Origin of the sequence: Dysgonomonas sp. ZJ279 (genome assembly GCF_011039205.1) — a bacterium.
Classification (GTDB): Bacteria; Bacteroidota; Bacteroidia; order Bacteroidales; family Dysgonomonadaceae; genus Dysgonomonas.
In genome coordinates this window covers 1-22,115 of record NZ_JAAKEL010000029.1, presented here as the reverse complement: position 1 = coordinate 22,115, position 22,115 = coordinate 1, and the positions used below count along the sequence as shown (strand labels likewise).

Annotated in this window: 34 protein-coding genes and 1 tRNA gene; 8 read left to right on the top strand and 27 right to left on the bottom strand. The window is 41.3% G+C overall.

Annotated elements, in window-relative coordinates; genetic code table 11:
- Positions 1-342: 342 nt before the first annotated feature.
- The 6 genes from G7Y57_RS16665 to G7Y57_RS16640 all read right to left on the bottom strand — a co-directional run bounded on the left by G7Y57_RS16665 (position 343) and on the right by G7Y57_RS16640 (position 4,544).
- Complete coding sequence (locus G7Y57_RS16665) at positions 343-654, bottom strand: hypothetical protein (RefSeq protein ID WP_165026815.1); 312 nt, start codon at positions 652-654, stop codon at positions 343-345.
- Positions 655-687: 33 nt separating this feature from the next.
- A complete protein-coding gene (locus G7Y57_RS16660) occupies positions 688-1,110 on the bottom strand; it encodes a hypothetical protein (RefSeq protein WP_165026813.1) in 423 nt (140 codons plus the stop codon).
- A gap of 4 nt (positions 1,111-1,114) precedes the next feature.
- Complete coding sequence (locus G7Y57_RS16655) at positions 1,115-2,308, bottom strand: DUF2586 family protein (RefSeq protein ID WP_221412145.1); 1,194 nt, start codon at positions 2,306-2,308, stop codon at positions 1,115-1,117.
- A 1-nt stretch (position 2,309) separates the two neighbouring features.
- On the bottom strand, positions 2,310-2,711 hold the full coding sequence (locus G7Y57_RS16650) for a hypothetical protein (protein WP_165026809.1): 402 nt from the start codon (positions 2,709-2,711) through the stop codon (positions 2,310-2,312).
- 89 nt (positions 2,712-2,800) lie between these two features.
- Positions 2,801-3,655: a hypothetical protein gene (locus G7Y57_RS16645; protein ID WP_165026807.1), complete on the bottom strand. Its 855-nt coding sequence runs from the start codon at positions 3,653-3,655 to the stop codon at positions 2,801-2,803.
- Between the two features lie 4 nt (positions 3,656-3,659).
- On the bottom strand, positions 3,660-4,544 hold the full coding sequence (locus G7Y57_RS16640) for an HK97 family phage prohead protease (protein WP_165026805.1): 885 nt from the start codon (positions 4,542-4,544) through the stop codon (positions 3,660-3,662).
- 158 nt (positions 4,545-4,702) lie between these two features.
- Between G7Y57_RS16640 and G7Y57_RS16635 the strand changes: the two genes are divergently transcribed.
- The 7 genes from G7Y57_RS16635 to G7Y57_RS16605 all read left to right on the top strand — a co-directional run bounded on the left by G7Y57_RS16635 (position 4,703) and on the right by G7Y57_RS16605 (position 10,238).
- Positions 4,703-5,155, top strand: coding sequence for a terminase gpP N-terminus-related DNA-binding protein (locus tag G7Y57_RS16635; protein WP_165026803.1), 453 nt, complete (start codon positions 4,703-4,705; stop codon positions 5,153-5,155).
- On the top strand, positions 5,155-6,663 hold the full coding sequence (locus G7Y57_RS16630) for a hypothetical protein (protein WP_165026801.1): 1,509 nt from the start codon (positions 5,155-5,157) through the stop codon (positions 6,661-6,663). The genes G7Y57_RS16635 and G7Y57_RS16630 overlap by 1 nt, the downstream gene beginning before the upstream one ends.
- Before the next feature lie 39 nt (positions 6,664-6,702).
- Complete coding sequence (locus G7Y57_RS16625; RefSeq protein ID WP_165026799.1) at positions 6,703-7,173, top strand: hypothetical protein; 471 nt, start codon at positions 6,703-6,705, stop codon at positions 7,171-7,173.
- 2 nt (positions 7,174-7,175) lie between these two features.
- On the top strand, positions 7,176-8,360 hold the full coding sequence (locus tag G7Y57_RS16620; protein ID WP_165026796.1) for a DUF935 family protein: 1,185 nt from the start codon (positions 7,176-7,178) through the stop codon (positions 8,358-8,360).
- 140 nt (positions 8,361-8,500) lie between these two features.
- Entirely contained in the window at positions 8,501-9,244 is a 744-nt protein-coding gene (locus G7Y57_RS16615; RefSeq protein ID WP_165026794.1) for a phage minor head protein, read from the top strand.
- Positions 9,241-9,741, top strand: a complete 501-nt coding sequence (locus tag G7Y57_RS16610; RefSeq protein WP_165026791.1) for a phage virion morphogenesis protein — start codon at positions 9,241-9,243, stop codon at positions 9,739-9,741. Before G7Y57_RS16615 ends, G7Y57_RS16610 begins: the two co-directional genes overlap by 4 nt.
- Positions 9,738-10,238, top strand: a complete 501-nt coding sequence (locus tag G7Y57_RS16605; RefSeq protein WP_165026789.1) for a hypothetical protein — start codon at positions 9,738-9,740, stop codon at positions 10,236-10,238. The genes G7Y57_RS16610 and G7Y57_RS16605 overlap by 4 nt, the downstream gene beginning before the upstream one ends.
- Positions 10,239-10,300: 62 nt before the next feature.
- On the opposite strand, the gene G7Y57_RS16600 is transcribed toward G7Y57_RS16605, so the two are convergent.
- From G7Y57_RS16600 to G7Y57_RS16500, 21 genes are all read right to left on the bottom strand, one after another.
- The gene (locus G7Y57_RS16600) at positions 10,301-10,870 is read right to left on the bottom strand and encodes a hypothetical protein (RefSeq protein ID WP_165026786.1); all 570 of its coding nucleotides are present in this window, start codon (positions 10,868-10,870) and stop codon (positions 10,301-10,303) included.
- A 70-nt stretch (positions 10,871-10,940) separates the two neighbouring features.
- Positions 10,941-11,558, bottom strand: a complete 618-nt coding sequence (locus G7Y57_RS16595; RefSeq protein ID WP_165026784.1) for a hypothetical protein — start codon at positions 11,556-11,558, stop codon at positions 10,941-10,943.
- 21 nt (positions 11,559-11,579) lie between these two features.
- Complete coding sequence (locus tag G7Y57_RS16590) at positions 11,580-11,819, bottom strand: hypothetical protein (protein ID WP_165026781.1); 240 nt, start codon at positions 11,817-11,819, stop codon at positions 11,580-11,582.
- Positions 11,820-12,105: 286 nt separating this feature from the next.
- Positions 12,106-12,426: a hypothetical protein gene (locus tag G7Y57_RS16585; protein WP_165026778.1), complete on the bottom strand. Its 321-nt coding sequence runs from the start codon at positions 12,424-12,426 to the stop codon at positions 12,106-12,108.
- A 12-nt stretch (positions 12,427-12,438) separates the two neighbouring features.
- On the bottom strand, positions 12,439-12,576 hold the full coding sequence (locus G7Y57_RS16580; protein ID WP_165026776.1) for a hypothetical protein: 138 nt from the start codon (positions 12,574-12,576) through the stop codon (positions 12,439-12,441).
- On the bottom strand, positions 12,569-12,841 hold the full coding sequence (locus G7Y57_RS16575; RefSeq protein ID WP_165026773.1) for a hypothetical protein: 273 nt from the start codon (positions 12,839-12,841) through the stop codon (positions 12,569-12,571). The genes G7Y57_RS16580 and G7Y57_RS16575 overlap by 8 nt, the downstream gene beginning before the upstream one ends.
- Complete coding sequence (locus G7Y57_RS16570; protein ID WP_165026771.1) at positions 12,838-13,302, bottom strand: hypothetical protein; 465 nt, start codon at positions 13,300-13,302, stop codon at positions 12,838-12,840. Before G7Y57_RS16570 ends, G7Y57_RS16575 begins: the two co-directional genes overlap by 4 nt.
- A 16-nt stretch (positions 13,303-13,318) precedes the next feature.
- Positions 13,319-13,780, bottom strand: a complete 462-nt coding sequence (locus tag G7Y57_RS16565) for a hypothetical protein (RefSeq protein WP_165026768.1) — start codon at positions 13,778-13,780, stop codon at positions 13,319-13,321.
- Positions 13,781-13,785: 5 nt separating this feature from the next.
- Positions 13,786-14,001 (bottom strand): hypothetical protein, encoded by a 216-nt coding sequence (locus G7Y57_RS16560; protein ID WP_165026766.1) that lies wholly within the window; start codon positions 13,999-14,001, stop codon positions 13,786-13,788.
- A 13-nt stretch (positions 14,002-14,014) separates the two neighbouring features.
- The gene (locus G7Y57_RS16555; RefSeq protein ID WP_165026763.1) at positions 14,015-14,314 is read right to left on the bottom strand and encodes a hypothetical protein; all 300 of its coding nucleotides are present in this window, start codon (positions 14,312-14,314) and stop codon (positions 14,015-14,017) included.
- 15 nt (positions 14,315-14,329) lie between these two features.
- Positions 14,330-14,611, bottom strand: coding sequence for a hypothetical protein (locus G7Y57_RS16550; RefSeq protein WP_165026760.1), 282 nt, complete (start codon positions 14,609-14,611; stop codon positions 14,330-14,332).
- Position 14,612: 1 nt separating this feature from the next.
- The gene (locus G7Y57_RS16545) at positions 14,613-14,828 is read right to left on the bottom strand and encodes a hypothetical protein (protein ID WP_165026757.1); all 216 of its coding nucleotides are present in this window, start codon (positions 14,826-14,828) and stop codon (positions 14,613-14,615) included.
- Positions 14,829-14,857: 29 nt separating this feature from the next.
- Complete coding sequence (locus G7Y57_RS16540; protein ID WP_165026745.1) at positions 14,858-15,388, bottom strand: host-nuclease inhibitor Gam family protein; 531 nt, start codon at positions 15,386-15,388, stop codon at positions 14,858-14,860.
- Positions 15,385-15,585 carry a hypothetical protein gene (locus G7Y57_RS16535; protein ID WP_165026743.1) on the bottom strand — a complete coding sequence of 67 codons (201 nt, stop codon included), beginning with the start codon at positions 15,583-15,585 and terminating at the stop codon, positions 15,385-15,387. Before G7Y57_RS16535 ends, G7Y57_RS16540 begins: the two co-directional genes overlap by 4 nt.
- Positions 15,582-16,025: a hypothetical protein gene (locus G7Y57_RS16530; protein ID WP_165026741.1), complete on the bottom strand. Its 444-nt coding sequence runs from the start codon at positions 16,023-16,025 to the stop codon at positions 15,582-15,584. Before G7Y57_RS16530 ends, G7Y57_RS16535 begins: the two co-directional genes overlap by 4 nt.
- A 17-nt stretch (positions 16,026-16,042) precedes the next feature.
- Positions 16,043-16,678, bottom strand: coding sequence for an ATP-dependent serine protease (locus G7Y57_RS16525; protein WP_165026739.1), 636 nt, complete (start codon positions 16,676-16,678; stop codon positions 16,043-16,045).
- A gap of 39 nt (positions 16,679-16,717) precedes the next feature.
- A complete protein-coding gene (locus G7Y57_RS16520; protein ID WP_165026738.1) occupies positions 16,718-17,572 on the bottom strand; it encodes an AAA family ATPase in 855 nt (284 codons plus the stop codon).
- 23 nt (positions 17,573-17,595) lie between these two features.
- Complete coding sequence (locus G7Y57_RS16515; RefSeq protein WP_165026736.1) at positions 17,596-19,578, bottom strand: hypothetical protein; 1,983 nt, start codon at positions 19,576-19,578, stop codon at positions 17,596-17,598.
- 21 nt (positions 19,579-19,599) lie between these two features.
- Positions 19,600-19,665: transfer RNA gene (locus G7Y57_RS16510), tRNA-OTHER, on the bottom strand.
- A 53-nt stretch (positions 19,666-19,718) separates the two neighbouring features.
- Positions 19,719-20,096 (bottom strand): hypothetical protein, encoded by a 378-nt coding sequence (locus tag G7Y57_RS16505; RefSeq protein WP_165026734.1) that lies wholly within the window; start codon positions 20,094-20,096, stop codon positions 19,719-19,721.
- On the bottom strand, positions 20,093-20,296 hold the full coding sequence (locus G7Y57_RS16500; RefSeq protein ID WP_165026732.1) for a hypothetical protein: 204 nt from the start codon (positions 20,294-20,296) through the stop codon (positions 20,093-20,095). The genes G7Y57_RS16505 and G7Y57_RS16500 overlap by 4 nt, the downstream gene beginning before the upstream one ends.
- Positions 20,297-20,376: 80 nt before the next feature.
- Between G7Y57_RS16500 and G7Y57_RS16495 the strand changes: the two genes are divergently transcribed.
- Complete coding sequence (locus G7Y57_RS16495; RefSeq protein ID WP_165026730.1) at positions 20,377-21,129, top strand: helix-turn-helix domain-containing protein; 753 nt, start codon at positions 20,377-20,379, stop codon at positions 21,127-21,129.
- Positions 21,130-22,115 lie beyond the last annotated feature (986 nt).

The window sequence follows — 22,115 nt, the reverse complement described above, 5'->3', positions numbered from 1 at the left end:
GGTAAATTGCTAAATGACGACTTTATCGAATTGGTAAAACCCGAAAGCGGCGTGTCGTTAAGGCTCTTAACCTCACTACGAAGATCGCGCACCCGTCGGGTCGTATCGAGAATAGAACCGCCCGCGCGATTAAGCACGGACGACATTCTATCTCGCAAATCAATTGTATAAGTATAAAAATTAGTCATTTACCAGCTTCTTTTTTACGAATCCATTCCAACTCCTTTGCGCGCATCGCCCATTGTTCGGTCGTTAGCGTGTCGGGGTCTACGTGCATATAATAGCGCAATTGTGCGTCTATCTGTCTGTAAACCTCGATTTTGGGGTCTAGTTCCGCTAACGTTAGAGCTTTTCCAGCGTTGCGGTTTCGGCGGTTATCAATTCACCGACCACGCCAACCGCGCCCATAAATAGCTTATCGTTGGTTTTGATTTCTTCATCGCCGCCCAGCCAGCAATTTTCTAAAATTGCCGTACACCCGCCGAGAATATCGTTTTTTGCAATGCGCATCATTGCCAGCGATAAGGTCGCGCGATCGGGATTATGTAAATACCCAATTTTGCCCCCGACTTTTAAGACATGCACCTCGTTATGTTCTTTTTTCCATTTGTTGATTTGCGCTTCACTTGGATTTGAAATATTTTTTTCTGCCATTGCTATACTGTTTAAATAGTGTTTAAATATTGATTAAATAAGGCGTAAGGCAAGGAACGGCAATTCAATTTCCATGAATTTATCACCTTGCGACATTGACTCCTCTATATCGGTAAATTCCGCACCTTTTATCACGCGGGTAACGATTTTAGACGAACCCTCTGGTACATACGCCACGATCAGATCGACCGTAAGGTCTAACATTGATCTGCCAGCACTGGCAACGCGTATCGCGGTTATTTCGCTTTGCGTGAATGTCAAGCTACCCGTTACCGTTTTGTTTCCGCGCTGAATACTGCGAGTATCGCGCCCTTTGGCGTGCATCGCTTCTTTTTCTTGCGATTCTTTATAACTCACTTTCCGAAACCCGACTATATCCACACCGCCAAAATTGAGATGTATATCAGCCCATTCGTACTCGCGACCATTTATAAGAAATAGATCACTTAAAGCCATTTTGTTAATTTTGATTGATTGTGAAACCTAACAGGACATTGATATACTTGGCGTATGCGTAAGGACGTACGCGCAATTCTATGTCTATTCGATTGGTTGCCAGCATATCGATTGTACGGTCGACAACACATTGCACACCTTGATCGTTAGCATCTGACGGATCGGTCGACAATTCACCGTTTACCGTCATACTGTTAGCTATTGCGTTAATGACGATTTGCTCAATAGATGCGGCGGTTGTCTCTAAGATCGTACCGTCGGCGTTTACTGGTATCTCGTCGAGCAATTCGTTAACGAGTGTCGGGTACGCTATACGGCGCGCTTTGTCGATCGTGCGGCGGCGTGTCAATTGGTTATAGTCGTCGATCTCTTTTGTTGCAAGTAGATCGTCAGCAATATAATAACCCGACAAGCCCGTGAATGTGCGAAAGGTTATATAACCCTTGCCGTGAATGGTTGCAATATCCGACAATTCGATCGCCTTATCTTTTGCGTACATGGTCGCTACTTTGAGCGCGCCATCTTTCACACGTCCGATATTGCGGTGTACGGGAACATTAGCTACACGACCAGCCACCAGCCCGACGGCTTGGTTTACCGATCCTTTGACTGTGTCACCGATAACGATACCGACACGGTTGTTTGTGAACGTTTTTAAGTCCTCTAAATCTTCTGCATTACCAGCATAACCAACGCCGTCTATTAGCGTAAATATGGGCGCTTGCATTGTCTCGGTCGACCATTCGCCCAAGCCTTGCGCCGCTATCATTGCCGCTTTGACATCGTCAGAAAGACCGCCCGCAATGGTTGGCGTTTCTTCGAGTGATTTAGTTATTACTATACCTCTGATCTCGCCGCGCGTCAACTCGATAACATCGCGCAAATACGGGTTATCTTTATCTAATATCGCCGACATCGTGAGGGTTGACGGATAGCCCACGATATAAACCTTTGTACCCTCGTTTGCCTCTGTGTAAAAGTCTTTAACGACTTTATAAACCAGTGGGTTATTTTCGGCGGTGACGCCCAATTCTTCGAGACTCGAAAGTCTTTGCAAAGGGTAATGTTTAGCCAGTGCGAAAGTAGTTTCGACCGCAATAGCCCCCGCAATAGCGATTAAAAGCAAGCCGTCAGCGCTAGAAACTGTTTGCCCAATTGCACCGTTCCCATATCCTATTTTAACTCTTGGTAATTCCATTTTATTCGATTGGCTTGGTTACTGTGTATATCGTTTGCTCGTCCAGCCCTTTAGCGTGGCGCTCCGCGTCGGCTTCTGTACCGAAAGGAACAAGATCAGCCGAAAAATAGACGGTCGATAACGTCGGGAACTTTGCGAAAACGTCGTCAGCAATTCGATTGCGGGCGATGTCGTCCTTTGATGGTTCAAGTTCCGCTTGTGCTTTGAGTTCGGCGTCTGCTTTGGCTTTGGCGTCAAGTTCCGCTTGTGCTTTGAGTTCGGCGTCTGCTTTGGCTTTGGCTTCAAGTTCCGCTTGCGCTTTGAGTTCGGCGTCTGCTTTGGCTTTGGCGTCAAGTTCCGCTTGTGTTTTGATGTCGGCGATTACTTCGTTTTTTATATCGTTAGCTGTTTTTGATTTTGCCATGATTTGTCGATTATTTAAGTAAAAAAAAGTGTCGATGTCAATTGTTAATACATCGACACTTTTTACATTTATCTATCTGATATTATTGTTTAAGCGTTATCGCTGTATATCGAAGCGATACCAAATGCACGAAAAGGCATAGCCACAAATCGAAGTTGCGCACCTACAAGCCAGCCTCTATAATCAGCCCATCGATCATCTGCGCGGGCGTCTTTGTCACCCATAGCGCGCATAACTTGCGACTTGGCAAAGGCTAAAGACGATTCGTTGCCCGTCAATGCACCTTTTGGCAATTTTTCGCCGTTAGCGGGGTCATAAGCGGCGGTGTCAGTGAATGTGTACCATTTAAAACCAGCGATCGAGCCAGTTGTCAGCATCATATTGTAACGCACGGCGTCGGCGGCTAACAAGTCCTCTTCATGTTCGGGTGATAGTATTAGAATACGCCCAGCCGTCGGCAATTTTGCACGATTAAACGCGGTACGCAATCTTAAAAGATCGTTATATGTCATGCGCTTTTTACCATCGCCACGATTTTCGCCCGTTGTTTTCAATACGGGTGTTTTTACGGTATGCTTTGCGGGTGCGATATTGTACGCTGCACTTGTAGAGGCACGTTCGCCCAATGTGTTAACATGTTGCATCAAAACCGAGCGCGATTTATCGTAACTCGTTTCTAATTCTTCTACATTGGTGATGTGTGTCGGTTTTGTATCAAATGTCGATAAAGGGATACGGATACCCTCGTCGTCACGTTGTACGGGAACTAGCGGCCATGTACCGTTGTTTTCGACTACGTCGGGATCAGCGCCAACCTCTGCCAAGTTGATAGCGTTATTCGATACCATGTGATCCATAGATGTCAATTCCTTTAACCACGATCCATCGGGGTAAAAATTTTCGAGAATTACATCTGTAAATACTTCTTTCCAAACTCCAGCCATTTTCTTATTCTTTTATTGTTTTTGATTTTAATCGTTCAAATTCTGTCGGGTTCTCGTGTTTAAGGTTTTGTAAGCCTTTAGAATCCTTTTTCATCCAGTCTAGGTATGTCCAGTCGGCGCGCTCTGCTGATAGCTTGGTTTTGGTCGCCATATCCGCAAGGGTCGGTTTGTTTTCGGTTTCGATAGCCTCGATAACCGATTTTACCGTGTCAAAGTCTTTTTTCGCCAATTCTACGTATGCAATGCGCTGTTTTTCGGTGATCTTGCCAGCCGTAACCGCCGACAACAAATAGGCGTCGATCTTTTCGTTTGTTAACTGCGTGATCTTTTCGTCTTTTTCCTTTACGGCGATTTCGATGTCGCGTTCTGTATAGCCAGCCTTTAAGTTTAGGCTTTCGACTGTCGACGCCGATAGTTTAATAGTTTCTAGTGCCATTTCTTGATTATTATTATTTGGATTATTAAAGCTCAATTTCACTTGATCAAGTGTTAATATTTCGCGGCGGTCGTTGAATAGTCGTACCGCGCCAGCATCCGACGGGATAGCGACGATACTAACCTCGATTAATTCCGATTTAGTGGCGATAAACTCACCGTCTATGTGCTGCAACTCTATGACTCTAAGCCCTAGCGAACAGCCTTTTATATAGCCCCTTTCAACCTTGCCCGCTATTTTTGCGCCGAGTTCGTCGTCAGTGTCGAAATCGGGCGTACCTCTTAGCTTATCGTCCTCAATCGCTAATTCTTTCCACATACCGATCGCCTCGTCATAGTTATGATTGTGCAACATTATTGGGTTGAGATTAAAGCGGGTAAGGTCTAGCCCTGCAAAGTCAATTTTGAACCCTCGATCGTTAATAAATCTATTGTCTGATAGCGTCATTCTCATAATTAAATAAGTCTTGTTTTTTGGGGTTTTCCGTTCTAATGTGAGGCAAAGTAACGGCGCATTTTAGACCTACTCAAAAAGCTGTGACACAATGGCATACCTTTTTTATTTCCCGCGTTTTAAGCCTCAATTTTGCATTAAATATCAACGATTACATAATGGCTAGAACACCAAAAAAGAACGACAAGAAAGCGAACGCAAAAGCGCTTTTTATGACGGGCAATTTTCAGCAAAAAGAGATTGCCGAGGTTGTCGGCGTGACACCTAAGACGATCACCGAATGGGTACGAAATGAAAAATGGGATTTGATTTTAGAAAGTCAGACCAGTACTAAGGAAAAGAGGATCGCGAGATATCAGAAGTACTTAAATGATTCGTATGAGATTATCGAAAATAGACCGATATCCGAAAACATACCGACAAACGGCGAAATCGACCGAATTAACAAACTTGAATCAACCATTAAGAAACTGCAAGACAAAGCCAGTATAGGCGAGATTGTAACGATGTCGAGAGAGGTGTTAAATTTCACGCGCACCGCATTTGATATAGACAAGGCAAAAGAATTAAGCGCCGTATTTGACGCGTACATCAAATCGAAACTAGAGTAATGGCAAAACTAGCAGACAAGCAAGCGATAAACGAATGGGATATTTATCGCGAATCATTACTTAAAGCCACATCGACCGAGATTAACGAATCACCCGCCGAGAAGCGTAAGCGAATCGAAAGGCTCGAAAGCAATTTCGAGAAATGGGCGGCTTATTATTTCCCGAACTATTGCACCGCCGCACCCGCATTATTTCATATTCGGGCGGCTGAACGTGTGTTAAAAAACTCCGAATGGTTCGAGGTGCGAGCATGGGCGCGCGAGTTGGCAAAATCTATCCGCACAATGATAGAAACGTTATTCCAAGCGCTTACGGGTCAGAAATGCAATATAATACTTGTGTCTAATTCAGAGGATAACGCAATCAGATTGCTAGAACCTTACAGAGCCAATTTAGACACCAACCAGCGCATTATTAATGACTACGGGGTGCAACGTTCGACCAAATGGAAAGACGGCGAATTTAAGACACGCAAAGGCGTTTCTTTTCGCGCCGTTGGTGCGGGGCAAAGTCCGCGCGGTACGCGTAACGATGCAGCAAGACCCGACAAAATTATCATTGACGACATCGACACTGATCAAGATTGCCGAAACCCCGAAATCATAAAACAGCGTGTCGATTGGATATTCGGCGCGCTCATACCTACACGGGCGGTTAACATTGCATTGTCTATCGTAGTGTGTGGTAACATTATCGCCGAGTACTGTTGTGTTACTGAAATGATGAAAAAAGCGGATAAAATCGACATTGTGAATATCCGTACAAATGGCGTTAGTTCGTGGGCGGCAAAAAACAGCGAGGCGCATATCTCACGGATCGAGCGCACTATCTCTTATGCGGCTTTTCAAACTGAATACTTCAACAACCCGCAAACAGAGGGGCGCGTATTCAAAAAAATACAATTCGGTAAAGTTCCGCGATTGCTCGACATGGAACAACTTATCGTTTACTCCGATCCAGCGCCGAGCAATAGCGATGTTAAAAACAATTCGTATAAGGTCGTTGCATTATTGGGGCGAAAAAATGGTATAACCTACGTCATAAAGGCATTTTGTGAGCAATGCACAAACGCCCGTTTTGTGAACTGGTTTTATGATATACACGACATTGTAAAAGGCTGTCAAGTGCAATATTATATCGAGAATAACAGTCTTCAAAATCCATTTTACGAGCAGGTGTTTATACCGCTCTTTAAGGACATCGGACGATCTAAAGGTTACATAATACCGATCAGACCCGACCCGCGAAAGAAACCCGACAAATTTACACGTATAGAGGGCACACTTGAACCCGCACACCGTCTCGGCTTACTCATATTTAACGAGAAAGAAAAAGAGAGCCAACACATGCAAACCGTTGTCGATCAATTTCTAGTTGTATCGCCAACCTATCGCGGGGCTATCGATGCGCCCGACTGTATCGAGGGCGGGTATAAAATTCTTGACGAGAATGTCGCGCGCCGACAAAGCACATACCGATCACAAACCCGAAGTAATCGCCGATACTAAAAAACGGCATTTAATCAACATTTAAACACTATTTAAACGATGTTTATAGAAATCGACGAAATGAATAGCGTCATGTACGACTACCAGCTAGGCGCGATAATCGAGAACGACGAAACAATCGCTTTGCGAGGTATAAAGGCGGGTGTGGCTAAGGTCAAAAGCTACTTGACGGCTAACAATCAGAAGCGCTTTAAAGACGGGCGGCTTACCTACGATGTAGAAATGATATTCGATGCGCGGGGTGAGGATCGCGACGACCTAATCGTCCGCATTTGCTTAACGATTGCCGCGTGGTATATCTGCGAACTATCAAACATAGACATCATTTACGAACATGTAACCGATCGCTACGAAAAAGAAATAGACTTTTTGTCGATGGTCGCGGGCGTGGGTAAATATGAAAATTCGCCGACCGTCGCGCTAGACCTACCAACCAAGCAAGACAACCCCGACGACGATACTAGAAAACCTTTTCGATACGGATCACGAGCAAAATTTAACTACGAGTAACAATGGCAAGAAAACAACGAAATACGAGCAAACCAGCCGAGACGACAACGGTTGCCAATCACGCGCCGACTTATGCGCCTAAAATAGCGCGTAAGGCAATCAGCCAAACACGTCGGGATATAGCCGATTATATCCGCGCTAAAATGTTTGCAATGGCAGTAGAAGAACCCCGACAATATTTATTGCAGGACATTTACACCGCCATATCTGACGATGCGTTATTGAGTTCACAGATAGACAACCGCAAAGAGCAAACAATGTCCGCGCCATACGAAATGGTAACCGACGACAATAAGGTCGACGAACGGCTGACACAGGCTTTGAAAGATTTACCCGTGATGGTCGACATTATCGCACATATACTCGATAGTGAGAATTACGGATCGAGTTTAATAGAGTTGTCGAGCATCAAAGGGATAAGAAAAGTTGAATTGATCAACCGCCGAAATGTTGTGCCCGATCCTAATTTCGGGCGTTTCTATCCCGATACTTCACTAAACACATTTATAGAGTATCGCGATTCGGCTGAATATGGCAAAACCTTATTAGAGTTTAATTCTGATCATATAGGACGACTTAATAAAGCCGTTCCGCATGTGCTTTTCAAACGTTTTGCGCAATCGTGTTGGTCTGAACTATGCGAGATATACGGCATACCGCCGCGCGTAATGAAAACAAACACACAAGACCCCGCAATGCTGGATCGTGCCGAGTCTATGATGCGCGATATAGGTGCGGCGGCTTGGTTCATTATCGACGAACACGAAAGCTTCGAGTTTGCAAATGCGGTCAATACCAACGGCGATGTGTATAGCAATCTGATCAATCTATGTAACAATGAAATAAGCATGTTATTTTCGGGCGCGATCATTGGTCAAGACACAAAGAACGGCAACGAAAGCAAAGAAAAAATATCTATATCGATTCTCGATCGTCTGGTCGACTCGGATAAGAGAATGGTAGAAATGTATTTAAACAGTGTTGTTATACCCGCCTTATATACGATCGGATGGATACCGCGCACGACATCGCGGTTTCGTTTTGCCGTCGCTGAAGACACTGACAAACTTTTCGAAATGACGACAAAGATAATGCCGTATAAAAGTATCGATGATGAGTGGTTCGCCGAAAAATTCGGGATCAAAGTTACGGGTGATCGAAATGCGGGCGGGGCAAATTTTCAGTAGGTGAACTAGCGTCAACACCTCAAAAACTGTCGCTACATGAATTGTATAATTGTGCGTGCCCTAATTGTGGCGGGCACGTCGAAAAACTCGCCATCGCACCAAGTGAGATCGAAAAATTACTTAAGGCGTTCGATAAGGTTGTGGGCTGGGCGCATGGCAAGAAAAAGACAACGATAACACCCGCCGACCTCAAAGACAAGAATGTGCAACCGTTGATCAACGAAATATCGAACATATTCAAAGACACGGTTAACAGTAGTATCGGTTATGAAATACCCGCTATTATGCGCCAACACCTGATAGATAATGTTTACGTGTTTTCGGGGTGTAAGACTTACGACCAGCTAAGAAAAATTAGTGATCTGTTAGTCGATGGTGAGGGCAACATTAAATCATTCTCACGCTTTTTTAAAGATACGCGCGCGGTGTACAATACGTATAATAGGCAATATTTAGAGAGTGAATATATATTCGCCACACAGTCGGCGCAAATGGCGGGCAAGTGGGCGGATTTTGAAGCGTATGGCGACCGTTACAATTTGCAGTACCGAACGGCTGGCGACGATCGTGTAAGATATGCGCATGAATTATTGAACCGCACCACATTGCCGTTAAGCGATCCGTTTTGGTCTAAATTCTTGCCGCCGAATGGCTGGCGATGCAGATGTACAGCGGTACAAATTCGCATTGGTCAATATCCCGTATCGGATAGTAACAGCGCGCAACAATGGGGCAATGAGGCAACGCATACAGTTGGCAAAGGTGGGGTTAATACATCGGCAATGTTTCGCTTTAATGCGGGCAAGGAGAAAATTATCTTTCCCGAAACGCACCCGTATTTCGACAACAAAGAAGTAGTTCAGATTCTAAAAGAGAAACGATGAGAGTAGGTATAAAAATTATAGAAATAATACTCGAAGATATACGTGTCGATCTAACGAATCAATTCGATGAGAATTTCGAGCGGAAAGGTTTTTTTAGTCAGAAATGGAAACCGACAAAACGACCCAATCCGCGCGGCTCATTAATGGAACGCACGAACTATCTGCGCAAATCTATTTCGTCCGTTACAGACAATAGAGCGTATCAAGTCGTTTTTAAATCGTCCGCGCCTTATGCCAGCGTTCACAACGAGGGCGGCACTATAAATATGCCAGCCCGAAAACAAGTGTTACACTTCAATAAGAAAGGGCGGTTTAATAAGAATGACGAACGTGCGTCGTATGCTCAAAAAGCAAATGTAGGGGCTTATACAATTGATATGCCTAAACGCCAGTTTATCGGTACAGCACCCGAAACCGACAAGATTATCGACGGCATTGTACACGAGCGTATGCCGCGCAACGTTATTGATTTTATAGATAAAATGTTTAAGAAATGATGAACGAATTATTACAGGATTTCCAAACGCGGCTCGTTGAGAATGTGCCGGCATTAAAAGAAGTTGACGAGGATTGGGGGCAATTGGATTTTTACACCGATAGACCGCCCGTAAAATTCCCGTGTGCGCTTATAGACATCCAAGACGGGGAATTTTCAGACGATGGAATGATGCAACAACGCGGCACGCTGACAGTAGTTGTAAAACTATTTATGTTCAGATTAGGTAACACCAGCGATCGCGCACCACAAAGTCAGAAAGACGACAATAAGAACGGCTGGATAATTTACAACGACGTAAATAAAGCGTTGCACGGACAAAAGTTTTTACAGAATGGATATGCAACACCAATACGACAACGAATGCAGCGTATAAGGCGCAACGATGGCATTTACCAACGCGAGATAACCTATACAATTGGGTTTACAGATAACTCGTGTGTACCAGTAAGACAAACAGCTAGACCGACACCAATATTAACGGTAAGTGCAAAATAAAAAAAGCCTCGCGTTGTGCGGGGCTTTCTTTATTTAATCAGTATTTAAATGATGTTTAAATACTATTTTGCATATACTTTATACATAATGATCCATCGACTCGAATTGCCAGTATCTTTGCGGTGTAATTGTATTGCACAATCTCTTTTCTCTGAATTTAACCAAAATATCTCCTCACTTCTTTTAAGCGGTTTACTTAAGATAATGTCTTTGCTTTCAGGCGTTGTATTTAGATCACTACATAACTTTTCCCAAATAACATATAAATCTAAAAATATGCCCTCTATCTCATAGAGATTAAATACTCTTTTACCCGTAATACCTAAATCGTTATTAGCCCCTATTGTTCCTTTGGTAAAAGTAAAAGATACAGACGGAACATCGTTATCTCTATTAAACTCGTCAGGATAAAACGAAACTACATAATGATAGGCTCTATTTGTGTAGTTTTCTCTAATATATGTTTTATTCAATAGAGAAAACAAGTTATCGGCAATAGAATTAACAGACACATAATCTGTATTCCACGATTTAACAAGATCGGATTCGCTATTCAACGACTTATAATCCTTTGATTGAGAGTACCCAAATAAAGGAATAGTAACTAACAGGAATAATACTATTTTTTTCATAATTCAAATCTATAAATAAATTTAACATAAACCTATAAAAGCCCCGCACAATGCGAGGCTTTTAATTAAGTTAGATATTTGGCTGATCAATATCAAAAAAACATAGTGAAGAATTTATTTTACATTCTTTACCATCAATCAAAACCACATATTCATAGTTTCGATGCTCGAATATAGGATGATTTGTAATCGTATAACTTTTCAGTTCATATATTTTACCTTTCTCTATTTTTATAGAATCTTTAGACGAGACTGGCAAGTCACGTGTGGCAACGGCTAACAGTTTTTTCTTTGGTCGTGGTTGATAAACACTTGTGAAATATGAAGCCACCTCACTTGCTAGATCAGCACTACTTATACATCTACATCTTTCAAAGCCTCGAAATGGACTAGCAGGCTTATCCAAATAGATTTTTCCAAATTCTTCCCAACTTATTGATTTCTTATGTGGTGATACTGCTTTCGCATACGCTTTATTTTTCTCTATCTCTTTTAGAAACTCGTTATAAGCAGATACAAAGGCGCTGGGTAAATTCGGGAAATAATAAGCCGCCCATGTATAATAATCGTTAGCTAGTTCGATCCGCCGTCTTTTTTGCTCGGCGATTTTCATTTCAACTAAATGATCAATTAATGACTTGCGTTGATCTTCTGTAACTGTTATCGTTCCTTTAAATGTAAATTCCATAATTAAATTGTTTTTATTGTTTTAAAAATTAAGTGTCATTTGACCATGAGAAGCGTTTAATAGTTCTTTGTTTACGTCCGTTCCCATAATTCGATAAAAAGTACGTTCGCCCATCGGATAAAGTGTATTGATATGTTGCCGATAGGCTTGGCGCTTGCATTTCGATTGGTTGCCCTCTTCGAAGCGTTCTGCAACTAAGGCTTGAATAATGGCATACCTTTTTAATACATTCACATTCTTTTTAACCTCTTTTGTTTCCATAACTCTCATATTTAAATTATCTTTGTAATAGCTACATTAACAAAGCCTTAAGTATTCGCGAGAGTATGAGAGGCTTTAATTTTTTAGTAGGTCACCGATCGATCGCCACACGCTAAAGAAACCGACCAACTCATTGCGGGCGCTACATGTGTTTAGCATTAATAGCATGCCCAAAGAGCGCGTTAATTTCGATAATAGATAAACTACATAACCAAGCCCATAAAAGGGCAAGAAAGCGACCGCAAGGGTGCTACATAAAACATTTCTAAACATTAGGTTTTTCTTTTTATTCATAATTTTTCTTTTTTACTATAAAAATTTCTAATAATACACTTTTGCGCCAGTCGGGAAAATCGGGGTTCAGATGCGGCGGTGTATGTGCTACTTTCATATTTTCCTCTATAATAGGGGTCAGATGTTGGGATAAGTCAATTGCCGCTTGCCAATCGGGGTAAGAACCTTTACCCTCACCTTTTAAACAAATTCGCTCAACCTCGACACCATGCAGATAATCTTTTACGATTACAACTTTCGGAATTTCAACACCCAGCCGTCGCAAAGCTTTGCGTAACAATCGGATCAGTAATGCTTTTAATTTTCGTTTCATAAATCAATTGTTTTAAGTGTTCAACTTGCGCAAATGCAACTTTGCTTTCTCTCCGATATACTCCATTACAACCCTGTCATTTTTGAAAACTCTTAACCGCTTCTTTTTCGAATTGTAAGAGAATGATATTTCTACGTGCGGATTACTCATTTCGATATTGTTCTTTAATTTCACCTTTCGGCTTCCAGCCTACAACTATATTTGCTTCTAATTCGCCCGTGCCTTTACACACTCCGCACGGCTGATAGTGCCCGCCCATTTCGGGATCGTATCGGTGCGAACGGTTATCTATATAAAAGCCGCCATCACCTTTGCAATTATTACAACGTTGCGGAATTTTAAAAACTTCACCCGTATGCGAATAAGACATACCGTCTGGCTGGCTGATTTCTAATACATTTATAACTTTACTCATTTGTTTTTCTTTTTTGCTAAACGTTCAAAATATCGGGTCATACGTTCGGATTCTGACGGTACGGTCGCATCGTTGTATTTACCGTTTATACTTTCTTGCTCACCAATCGCGCACCGATCGTCGAAATACTGACGAAACCAGCCCATCACCTTTGGCATATCCAGCGATTCGTAAAACTCGCCATATTCGCCCGTCTTTGCCTTTCTGAATATCACATGTATATCGGCGATCGATAGACTGTAATAGGTGGCGACAATTTCGCTGGCTAATGCTTCTATTTGCGGTTCACGCAAAGGGCGCTTTATATTCACCATATCGCACACGTCGATCAAATACAACTTAATCACTGTCTCGATCTTTTCGTCGCCAAAATCGGCACGCAAACGGGCTAAAGATGGGTATTGCGACGGGCTGGTCGTCGCCAGTGCCAAAGCATCGCGCATCGATCGGACATCGCGCAATTCACGCCCTAGTATTTTAGGTTGCAAGGTCGCGAGTGAGACGGGCTTTATAGTCGTCGTTAACTCCTGTTTTTCCATTGTTCCTTATACTTGCTATTATTTCATTAAACTTGTTATTAATAATCGTGAGAGAGAAAGCGTTTTGCTTGTACCAGTCGGGCAACTTGGATATAAAAGCCTTAAAGGTTTCGAACGCGACCGACGGGCTTTTATACTCGATAAGACATTGCACTTTGTCGATAATCATTGTCAGCGCGAAACCGTCCTTTGCGCCGAATACATAATCGACACCAGTATGGTCTTTATAGGCTTCGAGAAAGTAATTACGACATTCGGTAAATAAACTAGCATTCTCGCCGTTGCTTTTCTTTTCATACATTTCATACGGTACGCCCAAAGAGGCGGCGAGCGCCTCGCGTAATTGTTCTTTGCGCGCCTTTTTACTCTTTAGGGTTTTTAGTTGTTGGTCGTGGGTCATACTCTTTATTGTTTAAATTCCATTGCAAACACAAGTGTCTGTAAGTATTGAATGTGTTTTTGTAATTCAACAACATCAAACGATTGATAACAATCAACTACTATAATATTGGGGCGCTTATCTTCACATCGAACACCCCTTAGCGATTGATACGCTTTAAATTCAAAACTTGAATTTTCAGACTTCAAAGTGAACTTACATTCTTGTTTTCTTTCTGTCATTTTAATACTGTTTTTACATTGTTATTTTTTGACCAACTATTATTTGCGAAAAATAAAGGCTATCAATTTGGAATCGTTTAACAGCGTCTTTGTTGGCAACATATACATACCATTTGCTTTTAACTATGTGTGGTGTTGTGCGGTGTACGACTGCGCGCGGAACGTGAACATAAGCAGATGTTTGAATATTTTGTGTATTCTTATTGCTCATGTGTATAGGGTTATATTCCTTACAAACCACATAGCCATTAAATGGCTTTTGCTCACAACTCAAAAGCATTACTGCAAAAATGAAACATATAAGTTTTTTCATAATCTAATCACTGTTTTAATACTGTATACCATTATTACACATCGCGATCACCTCGTCGGCAAAATCGCAAAACGTTTCTTCAACCTCATAGGGTTGCGGCTCGTTCACATACTTTTTATTTGTGTCGGTGACTGTATAGCCCCATCGTTTCAACTCGTTGAGTTTTGCCAGTTCTTTAGGTGTCAATAATTCGGGATCGACACGGATCGATTTTTTTTTCGTATCAACAAGGACACCGCGAGATCGAAAGAAGCGACACAAATTATATTGTATTCTTTTAAATCGGTCGGTTGCCATATTATATCGGTTTCTTTAAATCCCGTCTTACATTGCCTACAAATGGGCGGAAAGTCTCAAAACCGACATGTTCGCCCTTTGCGTTGCGCAATGTTCGCCAGCTACGATAATAAGGCAATGGTTTGAGACGGGATTTTAACCATTCTTTTTGGCGTTTCAAATGTTCTTTGTACGATTCAAAACTCATACCCTTTGGTCTTGCTGATAAAATTTTCATGTTTCTAATTTTTATATATTAATAATCAATTAATTGCACTCATTGACAGCGGTTTCTTTCTTCAACTCAATATAAAATGTCTCGTCTTGCACTACTTCAACGCCACATTTTATCAATAGAGGTGCGACAATATCGTCGTTACGATCAGCAAGTAACTTGTCTTTAGCTGGCTCTTCAACTGTACGAACATAAGCGGGCAAAAATTCTTTTAGCATATTAGTAACCGCCGCCCATGTAAAGCCCTTTTTGTTCTTAAGTTTTGGTGTACCTATTCTAAAACCGATTACGCCGTGCGATAGGTCTAGGCTCTTTTTCTTTGAAAACTGTGTTTCTTTATTTTCAAGGGCATAAGCTTGCACCAAATCGAACGATTCGTTTTTATCAGCCGCTAGCTTTGCGAGGTCGTCGGCTTTTTCGTCACGCAACTTTGTAATTTTCACGTCGAGATCGGCATTAATTTTCGCTATCTGAGCGTCAGCCTTTGCGTATGCGGATAATGCTTCGTTCATTCTTTCGTCTGAAATGTTTGTTAAAACTGTTTTCTTTGCTCTTTTTTTCATGCTTTTACTATTTTATACATATTAAAATTTGATACATTAACCGTTTCTAGTACGATACCGTCGCCCGTGTGTTGACACCATTTTATTTTCAACTCGTTATAATGGCGTACCGCCTTATCCCATTCTTGCATCGTTTTTGTTTTCCACAAATCGCGCTCGGCTTGGTCGATCGCTTGCGATAGTTGTTTTATAGTCATACTTCTATGTTATTTAAAATGTCATTTACCCAGTCTTCGTGTTTAGCCGCGTTCAACTCGCCAAACTTTCGGTATAGCGATTGAAGCGTCGGCAATGATATATTATTGAATACTGTTACTTTGGCGGCGTTACATGCAACCGCTTTCACATAGTCGAACGATTTACCCGTAGTACCTTGATTCTCTAAAAACTTGAATATTGCCGCCATCAAGCGTTTGCGGGCTAGGTCGAGAGACGGTGTCGACAATTCGTTGCGCATCCTTTCGTATGCTTTCGGGTGACGCTCGTATAATACGGCGAGGCTCTCGGTTCGCTTGCCCGAATACTCGGATATAAGACTCGTTTTAATTACATCGTCTTGACCTTGCCCCCAGCCGTCGACCGTTTTTAAGTAGGCGAAAAACCACGCATGCGGGTTAGTTTGATTTGTTGCTTTCATCTGATTTTATTTTAAAATTACATTTTCCAATATTCCCTATATCCCTTATCCCATACGATATAATCAGCGCCGCCACCATATCGGCTTTTTGTGATAATTCCGCAAAACCCCTCGACACGTATATGCACAAATGAATCGTAATAGATAGCGTTAGCCAGTGCGCCTTTTGGTAATTGCCCGTCCGCCCACGATATAAATATGAATTGCACGGCTGGAAAATCGTTTATCAATTCCTTATATGCCTTTATCGTCAATCCTGTATATTGTACCGAGTCGATAAATACAAACTTTGGTGCGGTGCGCTTTTTCTTTAATCGTTCACGTAGTGCGGTTATTGGCTCTTTATCCAGTAGCACGAAGTTGTTACCAACGTCGCGCATACCCACGTCAATAATTGCGCGTTGCATTGAGGCGGTTAAGCCCTCTTCAAGCGAATCGTACGCCACTTTGCCAAAGCGGGTCAAGTATCTAGCCAACTGCATAGCAAGTCGGGTTTTGCCGTTACCAGTATTGCCGAAAATAAGCCACGCGCCCGTTGCTTCGGGCTTACCTATCGAATTGAGCCACGCGCCCTCAAAGTCAAGCAATACAGGCTTAAAGTTGAGAATGTCAGACACCGACAAGGCGCGTTTTGTTTTCTTTGGTTGTTGCATATCCGTTTAATACTGTTTAAATACTGTTTAATCTCGTTTTTAAGCCGCGTTTCTTCCTTTCTTGATAATTGCCTTAGATAGCTTGTCAACACGCCTTAAATCGCCGTCGCTGTTATCGACAACCTTTTCGATATGCTGTACGTTAGTTAAGCCGACCGATACCGCCACATTTGCCATATCTTCGTATGTATTGCCACTTAGTTTAATGAATCGGCGACCTATGCGGCTGTATATCTCGTTAAATCCTTTTTTGTTAAGAGCCACACCGCGCAAAATGCGCTTTTCCATGTGATTAGTTGCCAATAGGATAATACTGCAATGATCTTCTAACATGTTGTACAGAGTGATGAAGAAGTAAAGAACCTGATCGCTCAACTTATCGGCTTCATCCAGTATGATAATAGGGTTCTCTTTGCTCTTAAGTACACGGGAAACCTCGCGCATCATTTCGTTAACTGTATATCCCGACGGGTCGCAACCCATTGCCTCAAGCAATTCAAGCATAAATGTTTTTCTGTTCCAGTGTTCAGCGCAAACAATACGGTAAGCGTTCTTATTCTCCGACACATATTGCTTTGATGTTACACTCTTACCACTTCCAGCCGCGCTTACAATAGCAGATACACCGCTATCGCTTTGATGATCCGAAAGTATCGCGTACAATTCGTTGTACACGGTTGTCTTAACGATCTTGCTGTCATTGTTGCAACCTATTTGCGCCGCCACGTTGCGCCACATTTCGTCTTTTATCAATTCGTGTTTTTCGGTAAGCATATTCGATACAGTCGACGGCGATACGTCTTTAAGGCTGTTAGCTGCTTTGTTCTGACTTGGATAGCGTTTGCAATAAGCGCGTAAAGCATCAACGATTACTTGTTTTTCTTGAATTGTCATATCTGTATAATTTAAAATTGTTATTAATATTTGTCGAAAAGTGATTCTGTTACAGGCTCGGCGATAGGCATGTATTTAGATGGTTGAGCCGCCCGTCCTAAATTCCTATTATTTTTATGTTGCCCCGTGCTGTCGGTTAGTAGTATCTTAGCGAGCGTACCGTCTAGTTGTGGGTTTTCGTCGAATAATTCGCGTACCAGTTCACCACTGCGGGCGCGGGTTTCGGTGATATAGTTTATTACATTACCGTTATAATCTTTTATGCGTTGCAATTCGTCAGAGTCGCCAGCCGAACGATCCTTAAGCGCCATTGGTTGTAAATATTTGTCCTCTAATACGAAGCGCAACGATGCATCGTCGTTAACGGCTAGTATTCGTTTTGTGTCGTCGGGATCAAATATGATATTCCATTGTGTCGAGGCGTAATGGCGAAACAACGGGTCGAAACAGTCATAAGCGCGCTTAACTCCTTTTATTGTGGTGATTACACCCTCACCGCGTAACATATTTTTATGACCCGTAGCGATACCGAAATGATACAAATAACTTTCATCCGAAAGTATTATTTTGTCGCATTCGTCGACTTTAGCCCACTGATTCAAATATGCCTCGCGCTTGGCTTGGCGCTCCATTTCCACAATAGCGGCAACTTGTTTCACAACACCGTCATAGTCGGGAAAATGAACTTTATATTTATTCATATATTCGACATTTGGTTGCTTGTCTTTGGCAGAGGTCACACCATAACCCGACCAGTTTTTTTGTAGCTGGCAATATGTTTTATTCACATACTTAAAATATGGCTCAATAACCTTTGCCTTAGCGTTCTTTGCGCGTGCTGGCGTTACCTTGCCCGCCATAGCTTCATAAATCGGTGTAAGGGCTTTAAATGCGTACCTATCCGATTGTATTTGGTGTGTACGATACATGTTGCCAAACAATTCGCGTGTATGTTGGGCGGCATTGCGTAACGCGGCTTTAATAAGTTCGGGGGTTTCGTGTGTACCGATGGCATAACCGATCGGATATTTTTTGCAAGGGTCTAATACAATTACCACCGTTGGGCGATGGTGATAGGTTGTTTTTCCGTTCTCGGTACGTTGGTATAATAGTTCAACATCCCAGCCGTCTAGCGTCCAGTAATATAGTGGCATTGTCGGCGCGGTGCGCTTGGCTTGCATTAGTTTGTTGTTATGTAAGGCTGTCGATCCGTGACGACCTGCATACGTTTCCAAATCGTATTTGTCACGATAGTATGCGACCGCGTCGCCCGTGATCTTACGCCAGTTCATCGGCTCGGCAACTTGATTGTAGAAACGGGCTATTTGTGCATTATCTAGGTTTCGCGGGTCGCCCAAAAATTCAATAAGAAAACTTTCTTTATACTCGTCGTTTATAGCGGCGGCATTAGATCGGTCTTTCAGATAGTTCTTATGTATAAGCGTTAGATATTTATCGTCAGCGCCTTTATACTTCAGATACTTGCGTTCTAGGCTTCGAGGGTTGGGCGGTAATGTGTTTTTGTACATCACACCGTTAAGGCTTTGCACCGCCTCGCTTATCATTTCCCACGAGCGGGTTGTCTTGCCACCCATAGCGCGTTTCTTTGCTTGCTTGCTCACGATTAGCGTATGGATCGCATCCAGTATAATAGCGTTATGATAGTACTCTATACGCGTTTCTTTCGGTATGCGTCGCCCGTCGTTCAACTTAAAGTCTTCAAAATAAGCACTAGCGGCGGCGTTACCAGTGATCAACCCCTCTAAGACACTGTATCTCACTTGATCGTAAGGATCACCGCCTATTATTTCTTTTATAGCGTCTTTGATCCGATCGGGCATGCTATCGTAAGCAATCAGCGCGGGTGTGTTACGGCTGGCACGGCGTACTAGTTGAATTTTTTTTCGATTGGTTAAATTTTGATAGTTATTAGATGTAACTATATTATTATCAATCAGCCAACCAGCCTCAAAGCATAATATATTATTGTGATATTCCATTTTCATTTTGTTTTTTGTTTTTTTTTGTGAGTGTGGGCGGAATCGAACCGCCGAGCCTTTGCTATCTCCCGTGCTACCTTTTGCACCACACCCGCCGATCTTACGGTCTACTTTCCAGCGCTATTTGTTTAGTCTCTTCCAGTTGTTTAGTTTCCAGATATGCAGAAAGAAGAAAAAGAAACAAGAGAACCAGTAGCGACAAGCCCATCTTTATTGTTTTCTGTCCCATTGTATTTACTATTTTTGTGTAGTGCTAATTCTGAATATTTCAATCTGAACATTTCTTGATGCTTATCTATCGTTTCTAATTTTTCAATCTGATAATCGGTGAAAAATTGAGTCAACGACATAATTTTTAGCAGTTTCTTTTTTAGCTTTATTTCTCGCTGAATGTAGTAGTTAGGTCGGCGCTTCATTATGCGTCTACATTCGGCTAGTGCTTCGCGTATTTCTATTATTCCGTCGCAAACGTCCGTTAGATCGGTGCAATTGCTTGCGATAGTATAAGCAGATAATTTTTTCATATTATTGTTATTTTTTCGGGTTTTCCGTATTTTTCAATTGCTACTTTCTTGATTCGCTCGTAGGTTGCGCCCTTTCCGCTATTCATTGCGTTTGTTATGGTATTAATATGAATACCTAGCGTTTTAGCTACTTCTTTTTTCCAACCGTGCGGCAAAAATTCGGGTAGAGTTGTTTTTTTTACAATTACTGTTTTTGTCATATCTATTGTTTTAAAAATTTCCTATCTTTACGACGTTGTGAATATTTACAGACGCAAATATATACACAAATTGAGAATTGATGCAATTAATCGATGTTAAAATACACAAATTGAGAATGGTTTTTGATAAAGAATTGATACTTAACAGAATAAAAGAAGCGTATAATTTCAAGAATAGTGCGGAATTAGCCGATTTTCTTGGAATTGCTCGTAATACGTTGACAAATTGGTACAAAAGAAATAGTATAGACTATGATCTTGTATTCTCAAAATGTGAACATCTTAATATTGATTGGCTTATTACAGGAAAAGGGCAAATGTTAAGGGGTGAATACATAAATAGTCCAAACACTTCTTATGTAAGTGAAAATTCACCAGCCGTTTACAAATTAAAGACTGATACAGTTATAGAAACTCAACGAATACCATTATTTGATATACAAGCAAGTGCGGGGCTAACCTCACTCTTTGATACACCAAGCAATCAAATACCTATTGATTTTATATCGATACCTAATGCGCCCAAATGTGATGGGGCGACTTATGTACGGGGTGATAGCATGTACCCAATATTAAAGGCTGGCGATATAGTGTGTTATAAAATGGTAGCAGACATAAGGAATATATTTTGGGGTGAAATGTATTTACTAGATATAGACGTCGAGGGCGATCAGTTCCTAACTTACAAATACATTCAAAAATCTACATTAGGCGACGAATATGTCCGCTTAGTGAGTCAGAACCAACACCACGACCCGAAAGACGAACTAAAAAGCAATATAAAGAAGTTGGCACTGGTAAAGGTGTCTATACGTTACAACACGTTATCATAACGCCGAGAGTAACAACTTTCAAACACAAAAACACAAAAAACCGATCAAAACCCTTTACAGATAAGGCATTCATCCAATATATAAATACTATTTAATATGTATTATGGGGTATTTATAGGCTATTTTTAGTGCTTTTTATATACTTTTTCTGATTTATGGGTGTATGGAAGGCTCACTTATTACCTGTTTTTGAATATGCATTTGAATATGCATTTGAATATGCATTCGTAAATAAAGGGTATTTTTAGGTGTTTTAGCACATTTGTTCAATTACTGTTTAAATAGTGTTTAAACGGCAATTATTTACCTTTTCTTGGCGCTTTGTATCTCTTTATTGGTGCGGTTTTGCAGTGATTAAACACTATAAACAACAAAAGAGGCGTTTAAGCCCCTTTTTATCTATTAGCAATTAACCTCGAATTAACTGGTAATGTACATTTCATTTTTAAAACCACTTGCGCATTATATCGTCAAATCCTTTTATACATGCGCATTTCAAGCGTTTTTATAATTTGCGCGTTTTGTATTTTTCTTTTTACCCCCTATAAGTTATTGCTATATATAAAGTCAATTCTATCTTTTAGATAATAACAATAGGCTATTTTGTTGTTTTTTACATCATCAATATTTACTGTTGTTGGATAAAAAAACGCGAAAAATTGGAATAAATAGCTTGGATTTCCTGTTATCTCACATTTATCAATAATGAAATTATTATCTAATTTTGATAATGTGTAAGTGAAATTTATAGTAGATGGTTTTTCTGATTGAGAATATTTAGATATATATCTTTCTGTCAATATTGTTTTATTGCCTTTATTTGTAAATCTAGGTTCTCCAAAATATAAGTAACCATAATTGTATAATATAATTGAAAAGTAGTCCACTTAGTAATTGAAAAGTATACCACTAAGTGTCTCGGATGAGATTGGCTAAAGATATTTATTCTTCATCAGGTTGTAACATTTTTTTAGTTTCTTTAACTC